This is a genomic window from Buttiauxella sp. WJP83, assembly GCF_027594725.1.
In the GTDB taxonomy this organism is placed as follows: domain Bacteria; phylum Pseudomonadota; class Gammaproteobacteria; order Enterobacterales; family Enterobacteriaceae; genus Buttiauxella; species Buttiauxella selenatireducens.
In genome coordinates, this window is record NZ_CP110080.1 from 3,951,122 (window position 1) to 3,971,806 (window position 20,685).

Below are 20,685 nucleotides of genomic sequence, written 5' to 3' on the forward strand. Positions count from 1 at the left end.
CGGCATTATTTTGCAATATTTAGAGCATCCATCGTGCGCAGTTTACTTTCGCGAGCCTGTTCTGGTGCGGCTTGTACCAGCAAGGTGTAGAGCAAATCCAGCACAAATAACTGCGCGGTTTTTGTCCCGATCGAATCCCCTTGTAGCATGCCCTGACGGTTGCCGTTGATCAGACTAAAGTCGGCAACTTCACACAGTGGTGAGCCCAAATTATGGGTGAGTGCCACGGTGGTTGCCCCCGCTTGTTTGGCAAGCTCAAGTGCATGGACCGTTTCTGGGGAATGCCCGGTGTGGCTAATAGCAAAGGCGACATCACCTGATTTTAATAAGGTGGCCTGCATATACATAAAGTGATTATTGGTGACAGCGTCAACCCGCATGCCAATACGCATCAGTTTATGCTTCATATCTTCGGCAGTAATCCCGGAAGAACCCACACCAAAAATATACACCGAGTTACTGGTACGTAGCGCCTTAACCACTTCACTGACCTGGCTCATGTCCAGTAAATTTAGGGTTTCGGACAGCACGTTATTAATGGTGCTTTGCAGCTTCAACCCGATGGTATGCGCATCATCAGACTCGTTAATCTCCCCTTCTAACAGCGGGCTGTTGTTATCGGACTCCGCGGTGGCAAGCTCAATGGCTAAATCCATTTTAAAGTCCTGGAAACCTTTGTAGCCAAGCGTGCGACAAAAACGAATCACGGTCGCTTCGCCAGCCTGCGTTTCGCGCGACAGCTCAGCGATAGAGAACTGAGTCACCTGCTGTGGTGAGGTCAAAATATAGTGTGCGATACGCTGAGAGACACGCGTCAGGCTATTTTGCATCGCACCAAGGGTATCGAGGATTTTACCAGGTTTAAGGCGTAGCGCTTGAGGCTGCATAAATTTCCGCTTCTTTATTTCATAAAAAATTGAAAAGAGTTTACCCCTGCAAAAGTCGGTAATGCACTTTTATCACTGCCTTGCTAATCGTCTGTGCCGTTTCACTGATGCAACCTGGTTTATGCGGTTCCCCAGGAAGAAAGATTGCAAACATACCCGGTTGTAAATGCAGTGTCTGGCAAGGGGATACGGCATCACACAGCAAATAATCATCACCCTCATGGTAAGTATCCGGTGCAATTACTGACCCAAGTGGACCAAAATCGATGCGCTCTTGCCCATTGAGTAGCACTTGAACGTCAAGATATTCGCGATGTTGCTCGTAACGTTTGCTTTGCGGATCTGCGGTATCAAACGCCATAACATTCATAAAGATATCGTCACCGTCGATCTCATGTCGGCCGGGGCTTAAGGTTTCTGGATGCAATGATAGCGCCTGCTTGATGATGGCCAGTAGTTGAGGGGCGATACCGGTCTGGGTCGTGAGCTCCGAAATTCGTCCTAAAATCATAGTGTCACCTTATATTCACGTGTTTTATCAAGTTTCAGGCTGAATGGTTTTCAGACCAGAGTGCCGCGCCCATTAACCCCGCATCGTGTTGATAATGCGCGGCATAAATCGGGATCTGGAACGCCGCAGGAGATTGTGCGAGCTGCTGCTCCACCTGTTGGCGATAACCCTGAGCCAGGCCAACACTGCCGCCAAGCACGATGCATTCGGTATCCAGCAGAGCTTTGATATTGGCGATTAGCTGGCAAATTGCCTGTGCTGAACGCGTCATTAACTGCTGAGCCTGCACATTCCCTGATTGAGCCTGAGCGAAGATTTCGCGAGTGTTTTTACCCTCAAGTTCATGTCCGGCTGCGGCGGCAATCGCACGCCCCGAAGCAATCGCCTCGACACAACCAACGCGTCCGCAACCGCACAGTGGGCCATTGGGATCGGCCTGTATATGGCCAATATGACCTGCAAATGCATACGGGCCGGTTAATAACTCACCATTTACCACAACGCCACCACCGACTCCCGTGGAAACCGTGATAAAGGTGACATGTTTAAACTGAGCAGACAGATAGCAATACTCAGCCCAGGCCGCAGCCTGCGCATCATTAAGAACAACACACGGCAGCCCCGTGAGTTTTTCAACCGTCGCCTGCAAGGGAAAATGATTCAATCCGCCCAGGTTATCGGGATTAAGCGCGGTAAGAATGCCCTTGTCGATAATCCCGGTGGATGCCACCGCCACCCGCTGAGCTTGTCCCTGATAAACGTCAACCAACCGGGCTAACGCTTGCTCAAGGGCTTGCGGCGCGGCATTTGCAGGTGTGGAAATTTCGGTACGTTGGAAAATTTTATGTTCATCGTTGATAAGCGCTGCGGCCATTTTGGTGCCGCCGATATCAATGGCAAGTGTGTTCATTGGTTTCTCCGCGCTTATTGGCGTCGCTGAAACAGTAGCTGGGGCCTGTAAATTCCCCACAATCACGCACACGTTGTTCTAACCTGGCTAATAGTGACATTTTGCTCCGCCTTATAAACCTCAATGAAGTTTAACTCCAAAAAAGAGTAGCGGACGGAGTATGAGCCATTCAAGTGACAAACTGGAAAAATGTGAAGGGAGTCAGGAATTGCGAGAAGGAACATGAGGGTTTTGCAAAGCGGGAAAATGTGATCAACGGCTGAATCGCGTTGATCACATTTATCCGAAAGCGGTAATTAGACTTCAATATCCGCCATATCGCCTTTATCTTGCAGCCAATTGCGACGATCTTCAGAACGTTTTTTCGCTAACAACATATCCATAATTGCCATGGTTTTGTCGTTATCTTCATCGTCGATCGTGAGCTGAACAAGACGGCGAGTGTTAGGATCGAGCGTGGTTTCACGTAATTGCAGCGGGTTCATTTCGCCCAGCCCTTTAAAGCGCTGCACGTTCGGTTTCCCTTTCTTACGTTTAAGTTGCTCAAGCACACCCGCTTTCTCTTCTTCATCCAGCGCGTAGTAGACTTCTTTGCCAAGATCGATACGGTACAACGGTGGCATCGCAACATAAACGTGACCACCGCGAACCAGCGAGCGGAAATGACGTACGAACAACGCACACAGCAAGGTTGCAATGTGGAGACCATCGGAGTCCGCATCCGCAAGGATACAGACCTTGCCGTAGCGCAACTGGCTCAGATCTTCGCTGTCAGGATCGATGCCGATCGCCACCGAGATATCATGCACTTCTTGCGAAGCAAGCACTTCATCGGAGGAGACTTCCCAGGTGTTAAGGATCTTACCTTTCAGCGGCATGATCGCCTGATATTCACGATCACGAGCCTGTTTAGCAGAACCGCCTGCGGAATCCCCTTCGACCAGGAACAGTTCAGTACGACTCAAATCTTGCGCGGAGCAGTCAGCCAGTTTTCCGGGTAATGCCGGGCCGCTGGTCAGCTTTTTACGCACCACTTTTTTGGCGGCACGCATACGGCGCTGAGCGCTGGAGATCGCCAGTTCTGCGAGTTGTTCCGCAATTTGAATGTTCTGGTTCAGCCACAAACTGAAGGCATCTTTCACCACACCGGAAACAAAGGCTGCGCACTGACGTGATGACAGGCGTTCTTTGGTTTGCCCAGCAAACTGCGGATCCTGCATTTTCACCGACAACACGTAGGCGCAACGTTCCCAGATATCTTCTGCGGAGAGTTTCACGCCGCGCGGCAGAATGTTGCGGTACTCGCAAAATTCACGCATCGCATCAAGCAACCCCTGACGCAGACCATTGACGTGGGTACCGCCTTGCATGGTTGGGATCAGGTTAACGTAGCTTTCTGTCAGCAGTTCACCGCCTTCTGGCAGCCATAACAGCGCCCAGTCAACTTGCTCAACCTCACCCGCGTAGTTTCCAACAAAGGGTGATTCCGGCAGTGTAGCCAGGCCGTTTACCGCTTCGCTCAAATAATCTTGCAGGCCATCCTGATAACACCAGCGCTGCTCGGTATTGTTCACTTTGTCAGTAAAAGTGATTTCAACACCCGGGCATAAAACCGCTTTGGCTTTCAGCAAATGGCTTAAACGAGAAACGGAAAAACGTGGGCTGTCGAAGAACGAAGCGTCAGGCCAGAAGTGAACGCTGGTGCCGGTATTACGTTTGCCACAGGTCCCGACGACTGCCAGTTCCTGTACTTTATCGCCGTTTTCAAACGCGATGCTGTAAACCTGCGAATCACGGCGAACCGTCACTTCAACACGTTTTGACAAGGCGTTGACGACCGAAATACCCACGCCGTGCAAGCCACCAGAGAACTGGTAGTTTTTGTTGGAGAATTTACCGCCCGCGTGCAGACGACAAAGAATGAGTTCGACAGCCGGAACGCCCTCTTCCGGATGGATATCAACCGGCATGCCGCGCCCGTCATCAATGACTTCTAATGACTGATCGGCATGGAGAATAACATCAACACGCTTCGCATGGCCTGCCAGCGCCTCATCCACGCTGTTATCAATGACTTCCTGGCCCAAATGGTTTGGACGGGTGGTGTCTGTGTACATCCCGGGACGGCGGCGAACAGGCTCAAGCCCGGTGAGTACCTCAATGGCATCGGCGTTATAACTGGATTGCGTCATGGTTTATTCGTTCAGATTGCGAAACAGGAATTCGACATCAGGCCTTAATGCAGGCCAAGGAAGTCGACGATCTGTGTGAAATAATCTTCGAAGCCTACAAAGGCGTGATTGCCACCGGACTCTACCGTCTGCCGACAGGGGGTGTAGTACGCCACTGCCTGGCGGTAATCAAGCACTTCGTCACCCGTTTGTTGTAACAACCAGATGAGATCTGGCGATTCTAACGGGTCAACTTGCATGACTTTAAGATCGTAAATATGGCGTGACTCTAGCACATATTGCTGCCCGGTGTAGGGGTTCTCGTTCTGGCCAAGATAATCGACGAGCAATTCAAAAGGCCGTACCGCTGGGTTTACAACGACCGCCGGTAGCGTAAAACATTGCGACAACCAGGTGGCGTAATAACCCCCTAAAGAGGAGCCCACAATTCCCAACGGTTCACCGCCATGCTTGAGTACCAGCGACTCCAGCAACTCTGCCGCATCGGCAGGATACGGCGGGAGTTCCGGGATAATCATATTGATATGCGGATGATTCTGCGCAAGCCAAGCCTGAAGGCTGGTGGCCTTAGCGGAACGCGGCGAACTATTAAAACCGTGTAAGTAAAGTAGCGTTGACATCAATACCCTTCTGAAGCGGTATCTGGGTTGAACACCGCACCTTTCAGGCGGCAAACCTCAGTGGTGACTTCGCCATTGGGATGGAGTTCCAGCCAACGCCAGCCTGGCTCAATGGTGTCGAGAGTGAAGTTGGAGCAATGCGGCTTAAATTGCACACATGTGGACGGTGTTGCCAGCATTCGTCTGCCGTTCCAGTCCAGATCCAACTCCTGATGAATATGACCACACACCAGCGTTTTCACTTTCGGGAATTTTTGCAAAACGTCATCCAGCTCTGCGGCATTGCGCAGGCTATGTTGGTCCAGCCAACTACAACCCGCGGGTACAGGGTGATGATGCAACAGTAATAGCGTATGCCGTTCAGGCGCACCGGCGAGCTTACGCTCCAGCCAGTCGAGCTGATAGTCGCTCAGTTCACCATGTGGGACGCCAAAGACCTGGCTGTCGAGCAGTAATATTTGCCAGTTGTCTCCGAGGAAAACTTGTTTGGCCGGGGAGATCCCCGCTTCAAGCAACGAGCTAAACATCGCAGGTTGGAAATCGTGATTGCCTGGCAGCCAAACGCAAGGCGCAGGAATCTCCGCAATGCCCTCAACAAAATGTTGGTAGGCCTGCGCACTGTGGTCCTGGGCGAGATCCCCAGTTGCAACGATAAGGTCATACTGACGCTGCTCGGCGAGGATGGCGGCAATAACAGCCTGATAGCTCATCCAGGTATTGATACCAAGCAGCGTTTCGTTCTTTCCAGAGAACAGGTGGGTATCTGTAATTTGCAAGATCCTGATCTGGCCCCCACCGGCCACAGGAAGATTTAACAGGCTTTCCAAATGGTGTCCTTAGGTTTCACCCTCACTAACAAACCGGAACCGCCATCGCTCCATGCGCCAAACAATATCGCAGCCAATCGGCTAGAAACTGATTAATTTGATGCTTTTCGTCACGTTGATGCAACTTTTTATTAGGATAATCATATCGTGCTTTGAAACGAAAGATCTGCTGACTTGAACACACTTCCGCGACCATGGCGTCATGATAAAGCCTGACCGACATCGATGGTAGGCTCCAGTAGCTGATCGCCGGGACAGTTTGTTCGATTTGTACAAGTGTGGTGTAACGAGTCGACTCAAGGATAGAGAGTCGATATTGAGCGCTAGTGACCTGATAAGTGACTTTTTCGCCCACTTCGTCATTACGAGGAAGCAGGCGTCGTAGTTGGGCGAAATTGGTTTCGCACAGACGCATCATTTCAGGGAAGTCAGGTGTATAGCGCTTCATGTTTAGTTGTTCCACTCTTCTCTTAATTTCTCATGATGCAATTGCAGCCAAAGCATTGCGATGACTGAAGCCGCGTTGTCGATTTTCCCTTCTTCTACTAACTGATAAGCCCGTTCCCGGCTCACGACATGAACACGAATGTCTTCGTTTTCATCTGCCAGACCATGTATGCCCTTCGCGGTTGTTGCGTCGACTTCCCCAACAAGAATCGATAAACGCTCGCTGGTTCCACCAGGGCTTGCCAGGTAGTTGATGACCGGTTTAGTGCGACCGACAATCACTCCTGCTTCTTCAACGGCTTCGCGGCGAGCAACGTCCTCGACACTCTCACCTTCTTCAATCATCCCCGCAACCAGTTCGAGCAACCACGGGCTGTCGCTGGTGTCATACGCGGCAATTCGAATCTGTTCGATTAAGACGACTTCATCTCGCACAGGGTCATAGGGTAGCAGTACTGCAGCGTGCCCGCGTTCTAAAATTTCGCGACAAACCTCACCACTCATTTCGCCATTAAACAAGCGATGGCGGAATCGATAAAGATCCAGCGAAAAAAAACCACTATAAAGTGTTTCCCGTGCAATAATTTCAACATCGTTTTTGGCTAATGTGACGAGTTGATCGTTTTGCTTAGTCATAATGATTTCCTGATTTTAATGGTTATGAAATGGGCAATTTCAAGCCAGTTTGTCTGCCGTTTCATTTCCTATGTGATAGATTGATGAAAATTAAGGGTCAATGGCACATTACGCCAAGCGCCCCTGCTGGCGGACTCTGCTAAAATCGGCGATCATTTCCGGCTCTTGTCAGCGCTAACAAATTATTTCTGCTTCACAACAAGGAATGCAAATGAAGAAACTGCTCCCAATTCTTATCGGTCTGAGCCTAACGGGTTTCAGTGCCATGAGCCAGGCAGAAAACCTGATGCAGGTTTATCAGCAGGCACGTTTAAGCAACCCGGACTTGCGCAAATCCGCTGCTGACCGTGATGCCGCATTCGAAAAAATTAACGAAGCACGTAGCCCGTTACTGCCACAACTCGGCCTTGGTGCTGATTATGAATACACCAATGGTTATAGTGATGCGAATGGCATCGACTCCAAAGCGGCGAGTGCCTCTTTGCAATTGACGCAAACCATTTTTGATATGTCGAAATGGCGTGCATTGACCCTGCAAGAGAAATCAGCAGGTATTCAAGATGTCACTTATCAGACTGATCAACAAACCCTGATTCTGAATACGGCAACAGCCTATTTTAATGTGCTGAGCGCCATTGATGCACTGTCCTTCACAGAAGCACAGAAACAGGCTATTTATCGTCAGTTGGATCAAACCACTCAGCGTTTTAACGTAGGTCTGGTAGCCATTACCGACGTACAGAACGCCCGTGCGCAATACGATAACGTATTGGCAAACGAAGTCACTGCACGAAACAATCTGGATAACGCGGTAGAAACGCTGCGCCAGGTGACGGGCAATTACTATCCGTCTTTGGCATCGCTGAATGTTGACGGCTTCAAAACCAACAAGCCTGATGGCGTGAATAATCTGCTGAAAGAAGCAGAAAAACGTAACCTGGCATTGTTGCAAGCACGCTTGTCTCAGGACCTGGCTCGCGAGCAAATTCGCTTCGCAGAAACTGGCCACATGCCAACCGTAGGTTTGACTGCATCGACGGGTGTTTCCAATACCACCTACAGCGGTTCTAAAACCAATAGCTCTCAGTACGATGACAGCGATATGGGCCAGAATAAAATCGGCCTGAACTTCTCCTTGCCGTTGTACACCGGTGGTTCGGTGAACTCTCAGGTGAAACAAGCGCAATACAACTTTGTTGGCGCGAGTGAGCAGCTTGAAAGTGCGCATCGTAGCGTAGTGCAAACCGTCCGCTCTTCGTTTAACAACGTGAATGCGTCAATCAGTACCATCAACGCCTATAAACAAGCGGTTGTGTCTGCACAAAGCTCTTTAGATGCAATGGAAGCGGGCTATTCCGTTGGTACTCGTACCATCGTTGATGTGTTGGATGCGACCACGACTCTGTACAACGCTAAACAACAGCTCTCCAGCGCTCGTTATAACTACCTGATCAACCAGCTGAATATTAAGTCAGCACTGGGTACGCTTAACGAACAGGATCTTGTTGCGTTGAATGCAACTCTGGGTAAACCCGTATCAACGACTGCAGACAATGTCGCTCCAGAAACGCCAGACCAGAATGCTCGTGCAGATGGTTATTCAGCGGATACCGAAGCAACAACTGCTACTGCAACACCTGCTAAAGCGACTCCAGCTTCAGCGACCAGCAGCAAATCAGCTAACCCGTTCAGTAACTGATGACATTATTTGGGGGCGTGACTCTACGCCCCCATCACAACTTGAGCCATTTAACGTAAGGCAACGTAAAGATCGCCCTCCTGGTGCCCGTCATCGCTTTAATTTCAACCATTCATCCCCTATTCTAAGCACAATATTAGCTTCATTCCTTTGGGCTCAGGACAGATAAATGAAACGGACAAAAACCATAAACCACGCATCGTTCCGCAAAAGCTGGAACGCCCGCCATTTGACGCCGGTTGCATTGGCGGTTACCGCTGTGTTTATGCTTGCCGGTTGCGAACAAAATGACGAAACAGTCTCTATGTATCAAAACGCAGATGACTGTTCTCAAGCCAACCCAGGCAAAAGTGCCGAATGTACGACTTCCTTCAACAACGCGCTGAAAGAAGCAGAACGTACTGCGCCTAAATATGCATCGCGTGAAGAATGTATTGCTGAATTTGGTGAAGGCCAATGTCAGCAAGCGCCTGCTCAAGCCAATATGGCAGGTGAACAAGCTCAGGCTCAACCTCAACAAAGCGGCAGCTTCTGGATGCCATTGATGGCCGGTTACATGATGGGCCGACTGATGGGCGGCGGCGCAGGCTTTGCGCAGCAACCTCTGTTTACCTCAAAGAATCCATCAAGCCCTGCTTACGGTAAATATGCCGATGCCAGCGGTAAGAGCTACGGCGCAGCCACACCAGGCCGCACAACAACCGTGCCGAAAACAGCTATGGCACCTAAACCTGCGACCACCAGCACGGTGACACGCGGCGGTTTCGGTGACTCTGTCGCTAAACAATCGACTATGCAGCGCAGCAACAGCGCAACAGGTTCTTCTCGTTCCATGGGTGGCTAATAAATTATGGAAAGAATTGCGATTACTGAGCGCCCGGATTGGCGCGAGAAAGCCACAGAATACGGTTTCAATTTTCACACCATGTATGGCGAGCCTTACTGGTGTGAAGACGCTTATTACAAGCTAACGCTTCCACAGGTTGAGCGGCTGGAAGAAGTCACTGCTGAATTGCATCAGATGTGCCTGAAGGTTGTAGAAAAAGTGGTGAGCAGTGATGAGCTGTTAGCTAAATTTCGCATTCCTAAACACACCTGGGAATTTGTGCGTCAATCATGGCGTACCCAGCAGCCGTCGCTTTACTCACGCCTGGATATTGCATGGGATGGCGTTGGCGAACCAAAGTTGCTGGAAAACAATGCCGACACGCCAACCTCTTTATATGAAGCCGCGTTCTTCCAGTGGATTTGGCTCGAAGATCAGATCCAGTCTGGAAATCTGCCAGCAGAAAGCGACCAGTTCAACAGCCTTCAAGAGAAGATCATCGAACGTTTTGCCGAGCTGAAGCAGCAACACGGTTTCAACCTGGTGCATTTCGCTTGCTGTCAGGATACGGAAGAAGATCGTGGTACGGTTCAGTATCTACAGGATTGTGCCGCAGAAGCAGAAGTGGCCAGCGAGTTCGTATACATGGAAGATATCGGTCTGGGCGAGAAAGGCCAGTTTACCGATCTGCAGGATCAGGTGATAAGCAACCTGTTCAAACTGTACCCGTGGGAATTCATGCTGCGTGAGATGTTCTCCACCAAGCTGGAAGATGCTGGCGTACGTTGGCTGGAACCGGCCTGGAAAAGTATCATTTCAAACAAAGCGTTGCTGCCAATGCTGTGGGAAATGTTCCCGGATCATCCAAACTTGCTGCCTGCTTATTTCGCCGAAGATAGCTATCCGCCGATGGATAAGTATGTCGTGAAGCCAATCTTCTCGCGCGAAGGTGCGAATGTGAAGATCATCGAAAACGGCCAGGAAATTGCGCGTGTCGATGGCCCTTACGGTGAAGAAGGCATGATCGTCCAACAGTTCTATCCACTGCCAAAATTTGGTGACAGCTACGTGGTGCTCGGAAGCTGGCTTATCAACGATCAACCGGCAGGCATTGGTATTCGTGAGGATCGTGAATTAATCACCCAGGATCTTTCGCGTTTCTATCCGCATGTGTTTGTAGAGTAATCGTTTCTCCTTCTCCTTCTCCTGGGGGAGAAGGTTGGGATGAGGGCGAATTGATGTCGAATCCCCCTCACCCTGGCCCTCTCCCTGAGGGAGAGGGGAAAAATAATAATTAACCGATTTGCACCGAAAGCATACTCAACGATCCCATTTCTATGCCATCTACTGGCAACGTAATTGGTTCCTTACCGTCCCACGCCCCCAAAACATACAGCAACGGCAGATAGTGATCCGGCGTTGGGTTAGATAACGAGCCGCCTTCGTGTTGTAAATAGTTTACCAGCGGGTGATCTGCAACCGGCCCAAGCCATGTGAGATTGTCTTTAACGTATTGGTTAAACGACTCAGCCCATGGATATGGCGTGTTTTCACCGTGCCAGCGGGCGGTACGCAGGTTATGGACCACATTGCCGCTGGCAATCAGCATGATGCCTTGATCGCGCAATGCAGCAAGCTTACGCCCTATTTCAAAATGCCAGGCTGCCGGTTTGGTGCTATCGATACTGAGCTGTACCATTGGGATGTCAGCATTCGGGTACATTTTGATCAATACGCCCCAGGAGCCATGGTCAAATCCCCAGGCTTCTTTATCTTGCATCACCGGAACAGGTGCCAGCAGATCAACCAATTGCTGAGCCAGTTCAGGCGAACCCGGTGCCGGATAATGGGTATCGTAAAGTGCCTGCGGGAAACCACCAAAGTCATGAATAGTTTTTGGTGTTTCCATCGCCGTAACACCCGTGCCTTTGGTGAACCAGTGCGCAGAGACCACCACAATGGCTTTTGGCCGCGGTAAGGTCTCTCCCAAATGACGCCAGGCTTGGGTATAGTGATTATCTTCCAGCACGTTCATTGGACTACCGTGTCCGAGGAACAGCGCAGGCATTCGTTGAGTTGTCATGGTGGTGTCCTTTATCGGGATATTCAGTTTATGTACACCACATTACGCGCTTTTGCCGCATGAAGAACTCAGATAAGCATGATGAAGATCTTCAGGAAATTTGAATGTAAGCGATGTGTAAAGCTACTCATCTGGCTCTCGATTTTTATCACGTCGCCCATTAATATAAATGAGAATCATTATCAAAAGGAGCAATGAATGTCAGTACCCTTGATTCTGACCCTGTTAGCAGGGGGAGCCACTTTTATTGGTGCTTTTCTTGGCGTTATCGGCCAGAAACCATCGAACCGTGTACTGGCATTTTCTCTCGGTTTTGCAGCAGGAATTATGCTGCTTATCTCGTTAATGGAGATGCTACCCGCAGCGCTTCATACCGAAGGGATATCGCCAGTATTGGGCTATGGAATGTTCATGTTGGGTTTGTTGGGTTATTTCGCACTTGATCGCGCCCTGCCCCATGCACATCCGCAAGATTTGATGGACAGCAAACCACAGCCTCGTAATTTACGACGCACCGCGTTACTGCTGACGCTCGGCATTAGTTTGCATAACTTTCCGGAAGGGGTCGCAACCTTCGTCACTGCCAGCAGTAATATGGAATTAGGGATGGGTATTGCTCTCGCCGTAGCGCTACACAACATTCCGGAAGGATTAGCAGTTGCAGGCCCGGTGTATGCCGCAACGGGTTCGAAGCGCAAAGCAATTTTCTGGGCAGGGATTTCGGGACTCGCAGAAATTCTCGGTGGTGTACTGGCCTGGCTGATTCTCGGGTCAATGGTTTCGCCGGTCGTCATGGCGGCGATTATGGCTGCTGTCGCGGGGATTATGGTGGCGCTATCTGTCGATGAACTGATGCCACTCGCCAAAGAAATTGATCCTCACAACAACCCGAGTTATGGCGTACTTTGCGGTATGGCGGTGATGGGGTTTAGTCTGACGTTGCTACAAACAAACGGAATTGGATAATAACTCATCATACTTCAAGTTGCAGGGGTGTTGGCTGCACTCATTCACCCCAGTCACTTACTTGAGTAAGCTCCTGGGGATTCATTCTTTTGCCGCCTACCTGCAACTCGAATTATTTCGAGTTCAAGCGGCATGGAAACATTAAAAACGAGTCTTAGCTGGCTTTGCGTTCGTGAGTCTGGCGATATTCCACCAGATCTTCAATCGTCACTATAGCCATGTTGTGTTTGCGAGCAAAAGTGATGCACTCCGGCGCACGCGCCATGGTGCCGTCATCGTTGGTCAACTCACACAAAACACCCGCAGGTTTGAAGCCCGCAAGTGATACCAAATCGATAGTCGCTTCGGTGTGGCCACCACGGGTAAGCACGCCACCCGGTTGAGCGCGCAACGGGAATACGTGGCCCGGGCGGTTCAGGTCACTTGGTTTTGCGCCATCAGCAATCGCGGCACGAACGGTAGTAATACGGTCTGCGGCAGAAACGCCAGTGGTAACACCACTCGCGGCTTCGATAGTGACAGTAAACCCGGTGCCATAAGCACTGGTGTTGTTCTCAACCATCATTGGCAAATCAAGTTGTTTGCGGCGTTCTTCCGTCAGGCACAGGCAAACAATCCCGCTACCGTGGCGGATGGTCAGAGCCATTTGCTCAACGGTCATGGTTTCCGCAGGGAAAATCATGTCACCTTCGTTCTCGCGATCTTCATCGTCAAGAACCATTACCCCGCGGCCTTCGCGTAGTGCTTCAAGAGCATGTTCCACGCGCTGTGTAGGGGTGCCAAATGCAGAAAGGAGCGTCTGATTCATGGTAAAAAAACCTCATTAAAATTATGGTTACCAGAATCAGGGCAGTCTTAGGAGCTAAAAAAATAACGTGAGCAAGCTTATTAAAGCTTGTGCTTAGTCGTTACTCTCTCCCATCCGGACTATAACCGTCGGCTCCGGAATTACACCGGATCTGCTGACCTCCAGATTGCTCTGGAGCGCTCGCGGGCTTTCAGCGTTCGCTGATTTACCGCCGGTGGGGAGTTACACCCCGCCCTGAGAATAAGCAGACTTACTATAACGCCGATGATTTTCTCTGGCAACGCCAAACCTAATAACATTTCGGGTTTCTAAGGAGTCTCACAGGCATTACAATCAGTGTTAATCGCGTAAGACAATCCCGTAAGATTATGGAAGCCACTATGATTGACCCGAAAAAAATTGAACAGATTGCTCGCCAGGTCCACGAGTCAATGCCGAAAGGGATTCGTGAGTTCGGGGATGATGTCGAGAAAAAAGTACGTCAGGTTTTACAGGCTCAGTTAACCCGTCTGGATTTGGTTAGCCGTGAAGAGTTTGATGTGCAGACTCAAGTGCTGTTACGCACCCGTGAAAAACTGGCTTTACTGGAACAGCGTTTAACCGAGCTGGAAAATCGTAACACCCAGGCACCTGAAGTTACGCCGCCAACAGAACCACAGATGTAAAAAAACGCCCCAAATTTGGGGCGTTTTTTATTATCCGTAACTGCTTATGCGTCGTGGCTTTGAATCTTCTTAATGATGTTGGTTGTTGAGCAACCATCTTCAAAATTCAGCACCATCACTTCACCACCGTTGGCCCAGACCTCTTTACTCCCGGCAATATCATCCGGTTTGTAATCGCCGCCTTTGACCAGCAAATCAGGCAGAATCTCGCCGATCAGGCGCTGTGGTGTATCTTCTTCAAACAACACCACCCAGTCCACGGCTTCCAGCGCGCCGAGCACGATCATGCGTTGGTCCTGCGGATTCACCGGGCGAGTTTCGCCTTTCAGGCGTTTGGTTGATGCATCACTGTTGACCGCAACGATCAGGCGATCACCCAGTTTTCGCGCATTTGCCAGATAAGAAACATGGCCAGCATGAAGAATATCGAACACGCCGTTGGTCATGACGACCTTCTCACCGCGTTTACGCGCCGCAGCCACAGCCACTTTCAACTCAGCCTCGGTCATTACGCCAAAACCTGAATCAGCACGCCCACGCACCGCATTTTCCAGTTCGATAGGTGAAACGGTAGATGTACCCAGTTTACCCACCACAACCCCTGCTGCCGCATTCGCAAAGTAGCACGCTTCCTGAAGAGTGTTACCCGCCGCAAGCGTTGCCGCCAGTACGCCAATCACCGTATCGCCAGCACCGGTCACGTCATACACTTCTTGTGCCTGGGTTGGTAAATGGAACGGCTTAATGCCCGGCTGCAATAGCGTCATACCGTGTTCAGAACGGGTAATCAGTAGCGCGGAAAGTTCGTATTCAGCAATAAGCTTCATACCACGTTCCACCAGCTCTTCGTCGTTCTTGCATTTACCGACAACCGCTTCGAACTCAGACAGGTTTGGTGTCAACAGCGTCGCGCCACGGTAACGGTTAAAGTCAGTGCCCTTAGGATCAATCAGCACCGGAACATTGGCCTTACGCGCAAGGCTAATCATTTGCTGAACGCTCGCCAATGCCCCTTTTGCATAGTCAGAAAGCACCAACGCGCCAATGTGCGGCAGCGCCTGGCTAATGCGTTCATGAATGGGTTCTGGATCAACGCCTTCGAAACCTTCTTCGAAATCGAGGCGAATCAGTTGCTGGTTGCGGGAAAGTACACGCAGTTTGGTGATTGTCGGGTGCGTCGGCACCGAGACGAAATCGCATTTAACGTTTACGCCAGCCAGCGTTTGGCTGAGCGCACGCGCCGCATCGTCAATCCCCGTCAGACCCACCAGACGCGAATTCGCGCCCAACGAAGCAATGTTCATTGCCACGTTGGCAGCGCCGCCTGGGCGTTCTTCAATGGTATCGACTTTCACGACCGGCACCGGCGCTTCCGGGGAAATGCGGCTTGTAGGGCCATACCAGTAGCGATCCAGCATCACATCACCCACTACCATGACGCCTGCACGGCTGTATTCGGGCAGCGTTACTTTCATTCCTGACTCTCCAGAGAGGGATAAAATTTTGTCGCGAATAATATCACAATTAATCTTATGCGCGCGTTTGCGGCTCAATCAGCCACGTTTGCCAGCTTTTCATTACCTGCTCGCGCTCTTGAATGAACGTATCCATTGCCACATTTCCGGGCAGCTCTTGCAATGCAAGGTGATGAAGTTCATCACGTAACGTGACATAAGCATGTGTCAACGCTTTCGCTTCGTCATCACTCATAATGTCGTTTTGCGCCATTAATTCCAGAATGCGCACATTGTCAGACCAACGCGTCAGTTTTGGAGCCTGCGCCGCATAACGCAAAACCAGATACTGAGTGATAAATTCAATGTCGGTAATTCCGCCCTCATCGGCTTTGATATCAAAGCGTTCGCGAGTTTTACCGCCCAAATGCGCGCGCATTTTTTCACGCATTTCTCGCACTTCGGTCTGGAGCTTTTCGCTTTCACGCGGAACACACAAAATGCTGCGGCGAATAGCATCAAACTCCTGCGTCAATTGCGGATCGCCATAGACAATACGCGCACGAACCAGGGCTTGATGCTCCCATGTCCAGGCTTCATTTTGTTGATAATCGCCAAACGCTTCGGCAGTCGTGACCAACATGCCCGCAGCACCTGACGGGCGTAAACGCATGTCCACTTCATACAAAATACCTGATGAAGTTCGGGTGCTAAACAGGTGCACTACTCGCTGTGCGAGCCGCAAATAGAACTGACGACCATCAATTTCGCGCTCGCCATCGGTCATGACATCCGACGGGCAATCATGAAGGAAAACGAGATCCAAATCAGAGCTATAACCCAGCTCCCAGCCCCCGAGTTTCCCGTAACCGACCACGGCAAAACCACGCCCTTCACGATTCTGTAAGTGTTTCGGCTGACCATAACGCGCCACCATTTGCACCCAGGCCTGCTGGACGACAGCATCTATCATCGCTTCAGCAAGCCAGGTGAGGTGGTCACTCACTTTCATTACCGGTAATGTACCGGTGATATCCGCTGCAGCAACGCGTAGTAGCTGTGCTTGCTTAAACTGCCGCAATGCTTCCAGCTGTTGCTCTTCATCGTCATCCGGCACGCGCAGCAGATATTGGCGAAGCTCGTCACGATAGGCATCAGTAGCGGTAGGTTGGTAGAGGGTATTCGGGTCGAGCAGCTCATCAAGCAACAACGGGTAGCGCGCCAATTGGCTGGCAATCATTGGAGATGCTGCACATAACGTTATCAGATGCTTCAATGCCCCCGGATATTCTGTGAGCAGTTCAAGATAGGTCGTCCGCGTGACAATACCGAGCAGCAGCGGCGTTAAGCGTGACAACGGCAAAGGCGCATCATTGCGGGAGCAGGCTTCGCACAACAAGCGTGGCATGAGCTGATCCAACACCTGGCGGCCACGCGGGCCGATGGTGCGTTTGTCGGTATCCTGACGGAAATCGCTGATCAGGCGTAACACTTCGCTACGTGCTTCTGGCGTTAAATGTTCCAGAACCGGCGTGTTGGCATCTGCATCCAGCGCATCCTGCCACAGTTCACGCCACGCTTCAGAAAGCTTATCTTCACCTGGTTCAGGTTCATCGTCGCCGATTAATTCGTTAAACACCTGACGCACTGCATTCATATGCTGTTGCAGGGTGACTTGCAGAGAATCCCAGGTTGGCTCGTTCATGCCCCACGCAAGGCGCGCACGATTCAGTTCATCGCCAGGAAGCGTCTGAGTCTGCTCGTCATTGATGCTCTGGAGTAGGTTTTCGAGGCGGCGTAGATATAAATAGGCTGCATGCAATTTGGCTGCATCAGATTCCGACAGCAGATGTAATTGCTCAATTGCCTCAAGGGTTGGCAGTAACGAGCGGGATTGTAAAGCAGGCTCGCGGCCCCCGCGAATCAACTGGAATACCTGGACGATAAACTCAGTTTCACGAATCCCGCCCGCGCCGAGTTTAATGTTATCGGTCAATCCTCGGCGGCGAACTTCGCGAGCAATCATCCCCTTCATGTTTCGCAGCGACTGAATGACGCTGAAATCGATATAGCGGCGGAAAATAAACGGCCGCAACATGTTGCGCAGCTCCTGGCTCCACACGTCATCGGTATCACCCATAATTCGGGCTTTGACCATGGCGTAGCGTTCCCAATCGCGGCCTTGCTCCTGGTAATAATCCTCTAACGCGGCATAACTGAGCACCAGAGGGCCGCTGTCGCCAAACGGACGTAAGCGCATGTCGACGCGGTAGACGAAACCATCTTGCGTAGGCTGGTCGAGGACTTTAATCAACCGCTGGCCTAAGCGGGTAAAGAATTGCGCGTTATCCAGTTCGCGTCGCCCACCCTGTGTCGAACCGTTTTCCGGCCAGGCAAAAATCAGGTCGATGTCGGAGGAGAAATTAAGCTCGCCGCCGCCCAGTTTACCCATGCCAAGAATCATCAATGGCTGCGCGACGCCGTTTTGATTGCACGGCGTACCCCATTCGCGACAACACGCCGCATACAGCCAGTCACGGGCAGCAATAATGAGCGTTTCGGCTAGTACACTAAGCTGCTGAAGAGAGCTTTGAGTGGAGACCTTTTGCAGCGTTTGCGCCCAGGCAATTCTGACCATCATACGGCGACGGAACAGACGCAACGCGGCCATTAGCGCAGTTTCACTGTCCACACCCTGCAATTCTTCTTGCAGCCAGGTCGCATAGTGTTGCCATTCGTCGGCTTGCGGTGGGAACTGCTCGATTTCCGCAATCCATGCGGGGTAAGCCGCCATGCTGTCACAAACAAAATCACTAAACGCCAACACGGCTTGAGCCTCGAGGCTCAGCGTCTGGCCGTCAATCTCTTGTGGCAGACGCGCCAGCGCCGCCTGCAAATGCTGCTGTAAAAGTGGCGCTTGCGACATCATGGTCGTATCCCTTATTAACGATATCCCCTAATAAAACGACGGGGAAGATTATTTCCCGCTATGCAGCCAGAAAGGCGCCTGCGAGATAGCTTCATTGCGATAATGTTCAATTTCAACCTGTTGGCGTGTCACGATGGCATGACGCAGCCCTTGCCAGTTATCCAGCCATGGTTGTGTTTTCGTATCGTCGTAAACGCCCGCCAGCAGACGGATAGAACCGGTTTCTCGTGCCAGACGCGGCAGTTGATCGGCATAGCTATCACCCAACGGGCGTTGGAAAGTCTCTTTCAGTTCTGCCGCGTGACGGGAAAGATGAGTATCCGCAAAACGCTTAAACGAACCCGCCAGTTTGACGTTGGCTTTTTCGTCGGCGAATTTCTGCCACTGACGCCCAACCAGCCACTCAGTCAGCGCCAGTTTTGCCTGGCTGCTTTGGGCGCTGAACGCGAGTTCAGGCGCTTTTAGTTCTTGCGGCAGCATCGCTTCATACGTTGCCAACAATTCACGCAGTTCAGTGCTCGCTTTACGTGGGATGATACCACCGAACAGTGCCAGCGCGTGGCGCACCAGGCCAACCGCTTCCAGAACCTGAGCTTTCGCTTTGCCGTTACCACGCAACCACAACTCTTCGTGGTATTGCCAGTGGGAAAGCGCCAGTTCGACTGAACCTTCCAGCCCTTGCTCAACTGTTGCTTTCGCAGGTACTCGCAGAACCGTTAACGGTTTAATTTCTCGTTCGTTATTGCCCTGAGCCAGGTGGTAGCCGCGCGCCGCTTTGCTCAGGCAACCCTGGCGTAGTCCCGGTTGGGTAACCAGCTGTTTGGCAAAGGCCAGAACATCGGCTGTTTCACCTTCCAACAATTCAAGCTCCAGCTCGCACAAAGGTTCACTGAGTTCACCGGCTTTTACTTCACCGAGATCCAATGCCAATTCGATGCGGCTTTTACCGTGCTTCACAACCCATTTTTCACGTACAAAGTCAGTGCTAAATAAAGGATTCAGTTGTGCCTGCAACGCATCGGCAGAAAGATCTTCCGGCCAAACCTCTTGCGGGAATAGCGACAATGCCAGTTCCGGCCCGTTCAACTCGACATTGTATTCCGGACGCTGATGTAGCCCGCCCGTGACGCGGCCTGCGATTTTCATCGTCATTTCGTAATGACCGTTATCGCCACGGATGCGCAGTCCCATATCATGACGGCGCAGTTGGTTATCAGCGGTTTCATAATAGATGTTGAGTAGCTGGCGAGGTTCGCTGTGCTGACTTTCCAGCGAATTTAACGTGTTACGAAGGGAATCCAGTTCAGTTGGATTAACAATAAATTTGAGTTCGATTTCGTGGGTCATCGTCTTTTTACTTTTAGTTGGGTCAAACTGGGCTCACGCCCAGAGAACTTAATCGTTTAATGGGTGTCAGTAGATAATATTTTTCACCAAATTACCATGAGTGGCGCGCATTTCAGCGGGCCCTAAATCACGAGTAAGTGGTCAAATTCACACCAGGATGATTCTCATTCAGGTTTACGGATTGCACCGTCAGACTGATGCCACTACTATCGTTCCACTATTTATGACAATAATGACGAAATCATGCACAAATTCCGCCTAATTTGCCTTACTTTGCTTTCTCTTAGCGTTTCTGTTGTGGCCCATGCTGAGGAAAAACGTTATGTATCTGATGAACTCAATACCTGGGTGCGTAGTGGTCCTGGGGATAATTATCGCCTGCAAGGAACCGTGAATGCGGGCGAAGAAGTGGTTCTGTTGCAAAGCAACGAAGAATCCAAATATGGCCAAATCCGTGACAGCAAAGGCCGCACCTCATGGATCCCTCTGGCGCAGCTGAGCACCTCACCAAGCCTGCGCACCCGAGTGCCAGACCTGGAAAACCAGGTTAAGACCCTGACTGACAAGCTGACCAATATCGATACCACCTGGAATCAGCGCACTGCTGATATGCAGCAAAAAGTGGCCCAAAGCGACAGTGTCATCACCGGTCTCAAAGATGAAAATCAACAGCTTAAAAACCAATTAATCGTCGCGAAGAAAAAAGTTGAAGCCGCGAATGTTCAGTTGGATGACAAGCAACGCGCCATCATCATGCAGTGGTTTATGTACGGCGGCGGCGTTGCAGGTTTCGGTCTGCTGCTTGGCCTGCTACTGCCACACATGATCCCAAGCCGTAAGAAGAAAGATCGCTGGATGAACTGATCGCCAACCCTGTA

At 50.9% G+C, this 20,685-nt stretch carries 19 protein-coding genes and 1 riboswitch; of the genes, 6 read left to right on the forward strand and 13 right to left on the reverse strand.

The window, feature by feature from the left end:
* Positions 1 to 5: 5 nt before the first annotated feature.
* From OH773_RS18255 to nudF, 8 genes are all read right to left on the reverse strand, one after another.
* On the reverse strand, positions 6 to 887 hold the full coding sequence (locus OH773_RS18255) for a MurR/RpiR family transcriptional regulator (protein ID WP_270140719.1): 882 nt from the start codon (positions 885 to 887) through the stop codon (positions 6 to 8).
* 40 nt (positions 888 to 927) lie between these two features.
* Positions 928 to 1,398 (reverse strand): N-acetylneuraminate anomerase, encoded by a 471-nt coding sequence (gene nanQ / locus OH773_RS18260; RefSeq protein WP_270140721.1) that lies wholly within the window; start codon positions 1,396 to 1,398, stop codon positions 928 to 930.
* A gap of 34 nt (positions 1,399 to 1,432) precedes the next feature.
* A complete protein-coding gene (gene nanK, locus OH773_RS18265; protein WP_270140723.1) occupies positions 1,433 to 2,308 on the reverse strand; it encodes an N-acetylmannosamine kinase in 876 nt (291 codons plus the stop codon).
* Positions 2,309 to 2,604: 296 nt separating this feature from the next.
* Positions 2,605 to 4,500: a DNA topoisomerase IV subunit B gene (gene parE / locus OH773_RS18270; protein WP_270140725.1), complete on the reverse strand. Its 1,896-nt coding sequence runs from the start codon at positions 4,498 to 4,500 to the stop codon at positions 2,605 to 2,607.
* 44 nt (positions 4,501 to 4,544) lie between these two features.
* Positions 4,545 to 5,120 carry an esterase YqiA gene (gene yqiA, locus OH773_RS18275; RefSeq protein WP_270140727.1) on the reverse strand — a complete coding sequence of 192 codons (576 nt, stop codon included), beginning with the start codon at positions 5,118 to 5,120 and terminating at the stop codon, positions 4,545 to 4,547.
* Positions 5,120 to 5,947 (reverse strand): 3',5'-cyclic-AMP phosphodiesterase, encoded by an 828-nt coding sequence (gene cpdA / locus OH773_RS18280; RefSeq protein WP_270140730.1) that lies wholly within the window; start codon positions 5,945 to 5,947, stop codon positions 5,120 to 5,122. Before cpdA ends, yqiA begins: the two co-directional genes overlap by 1 nt.
* Before the next feature lie 25 nt (positions 5,948 to 5,972).
* The gene (locus OH773_RS18285) at positions 5,973 to 6,395 is read right to left on the reverse strand and encodes a DUF1249 family protein (RefSeq protein WP_183272713.1); all 423 of its coding nucleotides are present in this window, start codon (positions 6,393 to 6,395) and stop codon (positions 5,973 to 5,975) included.
* A gap of 2 nt (positions 6,396 to 6,397) precedes the next feature.
* The gene (gene nudF / locus OH773_RS18290) at positions 6,398 to 7,030 is read right to left on the reverse strand and encodes an ADP-ribose diphosphatase (protein ID WP_270140733.1); all 633 of its coding nucleotides are present in this window, start codon (positions 7,028 to 7,030) and stop codon (positions 6,398 to 6,400) included.
* A gap of 211 nt (positions 7,031 to 7,241) precedes the next feature.
* On the opposite strand from nudF, the gene tolC reads away from it, so the two are divergent.
* The 3 genes from tolC (at position 7,242) to OH773_RS18305 (ending at position 10,740) form a co-directional block, all read left to right on the forward strand.
* Positions 7,242 to 8,729, forward strand: coding sequence for an outer membrane channel protein TolC (gene tolC / locus OH773_RS18295; protein WP_270140735.1), 1,488 nt, complete (start codon positions 7,242 to 7,244; stop codon positions 8,727 to 8,729).
* A 169-nt stretch (positions 8,730 to 8,898) separates the two neighbouring features.
* Positions 8,899 to 9,573, forward strand: a complete 675-nt coding sequence (locus OH773_RS18300) for a DUF1190 family protein (protein ID WP_270140737.1) — start codon at positions 8,899 to 8,901, stop codon at positions 9,571 to 9,573.
* Between the two features lie 6 nt (positions 9,574 to 9,579).
* Positions 9,580 to 10,740, forward strand: coding sequence for a glutathionylspermidine synthase family protein (locus OH773_RS18305; RefSeq protein ID WP_270140740.1), 1,161 nt, complete (start codon positions 9,580 to 9,582; stop codon positions 10,738 to 10,740).
* A 109-nt stretch (positions 10,741 to 10,849) separates the two neighbouring features.
* Here the strand turns inward: OH773_RS18305 and ygiD are convergent, their stop codons facing one another.
* Positions 10,850 to 11,638: a 4,5-DOPA dioxygenase extradiol gene (gene ygiD / locus OH773_RS18310; RefSeq protein ID WP_270140741.1), complete on the reverse strand. Its 789-nt coding sequence runs from the start codon at positions 11,636 to 11,638 to the stop codon at positions 10,850 to 10,852.
* Positions 11,639 to 11,836: 198 nt separating this feature from the next.
* Here ygiD and zupT point away from each other — a divergent pair, with 198 nt between their 5' ends.
* A complete protein-coding gene (gene zupT, locus OH773_RS18315; RefSeq protein WP_270140742.1) occupies positions 11,837 to 12,604 on the forward strand; it encodes a zinc transporter ZupT in 768 nt (255 codons plus the stop codon).
* Between the two features lie 154 nt (positions 12,605 to 12,758).
* On the opposite strand, the gene ribB is transcribed toward zupT, so the two are convergent.
* Entirely contained in the window at positions 12,759 to 13,412 is a 654-nt protein-coding gene (gene ribB / locus OH773_RS18320; RefSeq protein ID WP_270140743.1) for a 3,4-dihydroxy-2-butanone-4-phosphate synthase, read from the reverse strand.
* Between the two features lie 98 nt (positions 13,413 to 13,510).
* Positions 13,511 to 13,658: riboswitch (FMN riboswitch) on the reverse strand.
* Between the two features lie 134 nt (positions 13,659 to 13,792).
* On the opposite strand from ribB, the gene ubiK reads away from it, so the two are divergent.
* Positions 13,793 to 14,077: a ubiquinone biosynthesis accessory factor UbiK gene (gene ubiK, locus OH773_RS18325; protein ID WP_270140744.1), complete on the forward strand. Its 285-nt coding sequence runs from the start codon at positions 13,793 to 13,795 to the stop codon at positions 14,075 to 14,077.
* Between the two features lie 44 nt (positions 14,078 to 14,121).
* Here the strand turns inward: ubiK and hldE are convergent, their stop codons facing one another.
* The 3 genes from hldE to OH773_RS18340 are packed head-to-tail and all read right to left on the reverse strand — an operon-like array spanning position 14,122 to position 19,807.
* Positions 14,122 to 15,552, reverse strand: coding sequence for a bifunctional D-glycero-beta-D-manno-heptose-7-phosphate kinase/D-glycero-beta-D-manno-heptose 1-phosphate adenylyltransferase HldE (gene hldE / locus OH773_RS18330; RefSeq protein ID WP_270140745.1), 1,431 nt, complete (start codon positions 15,550 to 15,552; stop codon positions 14,122 to 14,124).
* 55 nt (positions 15,553 to 15,607) lie between these two features.
* Positions 15,608 to 18,460, reverse strand: a complete 2,853-nt coding sequence (gene glnE / locus OH773_RS18335) for a bifunctional [glutamate--ammonia ligase]-adenylyl-L-tyrosine phosphorylase/[glutamate--ammonia-ligase] adenylyltransferase (RefSeq protein WP_270140746.1) — start codon at positions 18,458 to 18,460, stop codon at positions 15,608 to 15,610.
* A 48-nt stretch (positions 18,461 to 18,508) separates the two neighbouring features.
* The gene (locus tag OH773_RS18340) at positions 18,509 to 19,807 is read right to left on the reverse strand and encodes a CYTH domain-containing protein (RefSeq protein WP_270140747.1); all 1,299 of its coding nucleotides are present in this window, start codon (positions 19,805 to 19,807) and stop codon (positions 18,509 to 18,511) included.
* Between the two features lie 243 nt (positions 19,808 to 20,050).
* On the opposite strand from OH773_RS18340, the gene OH773_RS18345 reads away from it, so the two are divergent.
* Complete coding sequence (locus OH773_RS18345) at positions 20,051 to 20,671, forward strand: TIGR04211 family SH3 domain-containing protein (RefSeq protein WP_270140748.1); 621 nt, start codon at positions 20,051 to 20,053, stop codon at positions 20,669 to 20,671.
* Positions 20,672 to 20,685: the final 14 nt, after the last annotated feature.

What these genes read in the sequence shown, in the direction of transcription:
- OH773_RS18255 (WP_270140719.1), bottom strand. Translation starts at nt 887, where the DNA reads ATGCAGCCTCAAGCGCTACGCCTTAAACCTGGTAAAATCCTCGATACC.
- nanQ (WP_270140721.1), bottom strand. Translation starts at nt 1,398, where the DNA reads ATGATTTTAGGACGAATTTCGGAGCTCACGACCCAGACCGGTATCGCC.
- nanK (WP_270140723.1), bottom strand. Translation starts at nt 2,308, where the DNA reads ATGAACACACTTGCCATTGATATCGGCGGCACCAAAATGGCCGCAGCG.
- parE (WP_270140725.1), bottom strand. Translation starts at nt 4,500, where the DNA reads ATGACGCAATCCAGTTATAACGCCGATGCCATTGAGGTACTCACCGGG.
- yqiA (WP_270140727.1), bottom strand. Translation starts at nt 5,120, where the DNA reads ATGTCAACGCTACTTTACTTACACGGTTTTAATAGTTCGCCGCGTTCC.
- OH773_RS18285 (WP_183272713.1), bottom strand. Translation starts at nt 6,395, where the DNA reads ATGAAGCGCTATACACCTGACTTCCCTGAAATGATGCGTCTGTGCGAA.
- nudF (WP_270140733.1), bottom strand. Translation starts at nt 7,030, where the DNA reads ATGACTAAGCAAAACGATCAACTCGTCACATTAGCCAAAAACGATGTT.
- tolC (WP_270140735.1), top strand. Translation starts at nt 7,242, where the DNA reads ATGAAGAAACTGCTCCCAATTCTTATCGGTCTGAGCCTAACGGGTTTC.
- OH773_RS18300 (WP_270140737.1), top strand. Translation starts at nt 8,899, where the DNA reads ATGAAACGGACAAAAACCATAAACCACGCATCGTTCCGCAAAAGCTGG.
- OH773_RS18305 (WP_270140740.1), top strand. Translation starts at nt 9,580, where the DNA reads ATGGAAAGAATTGCGATTACTGAGCGCCCGGATTGGCGCGAGAAAGCC.
- ygiD (WP_270140741.1), bottom strand. Translation starts at nt 11,638, where the DNA reads ATGACAACTCAACGAATGCCTGCGCTGTTCCTCGGACACGGTAGTCCA.
- zupT (WP_270140742.1), top strand. Translation starts at nt 11,837, where the DNA reads ATGTCAGTACCCTTGATTCTGACCCTGTTAGCAGGGGGAGCCACTTTT.
- ribB (WP_270140743.1), bottom strand. Translation starts at nt 13,412, where the DNA reads ATGAATCAGACGCTCCTTTCTGCATTTGGCACCCCTACACAGCGCGTG.
- ubiK (WP_270140744.1), top strand. Translation starts at nt 13,793, where the DNA reads ATGATTGACCCGAAAAAAATTGAACAGATTGCTCGCCAGGTCCACGAG.
- hldE (WP_270140745.1), bottom strand. Translation starts at nt 15,552, where the DNA reads ATGAAAGTAACGCTGCCCGAATACAGCCGTGCAGGCGTCATGGTAGTG.
- glnE (WP_270140746.1), bottom strand. Translation starts at nt 18,460, where the DNA reads ATGATGTCGCAAGCGCCACTTTTACAGCAGCATTTGCAGGCGGCGCTG.
- OH773_RS18340 (WP_270140747.1), bottom strand. Translation starts at nt 19,807, where the DNA reads ATGACCCACGAAATCGAACTCAAATTTATTGTTAATCCAACTGAACTG.
- OH773_RS18345 (WP_270140748.1), top strand. Translation starts at nt 20,051, where the DNA reads ATGCACAAATTCCGCCTAATTTGCCTTACTTTGCTTTCTCTTAGCGTT.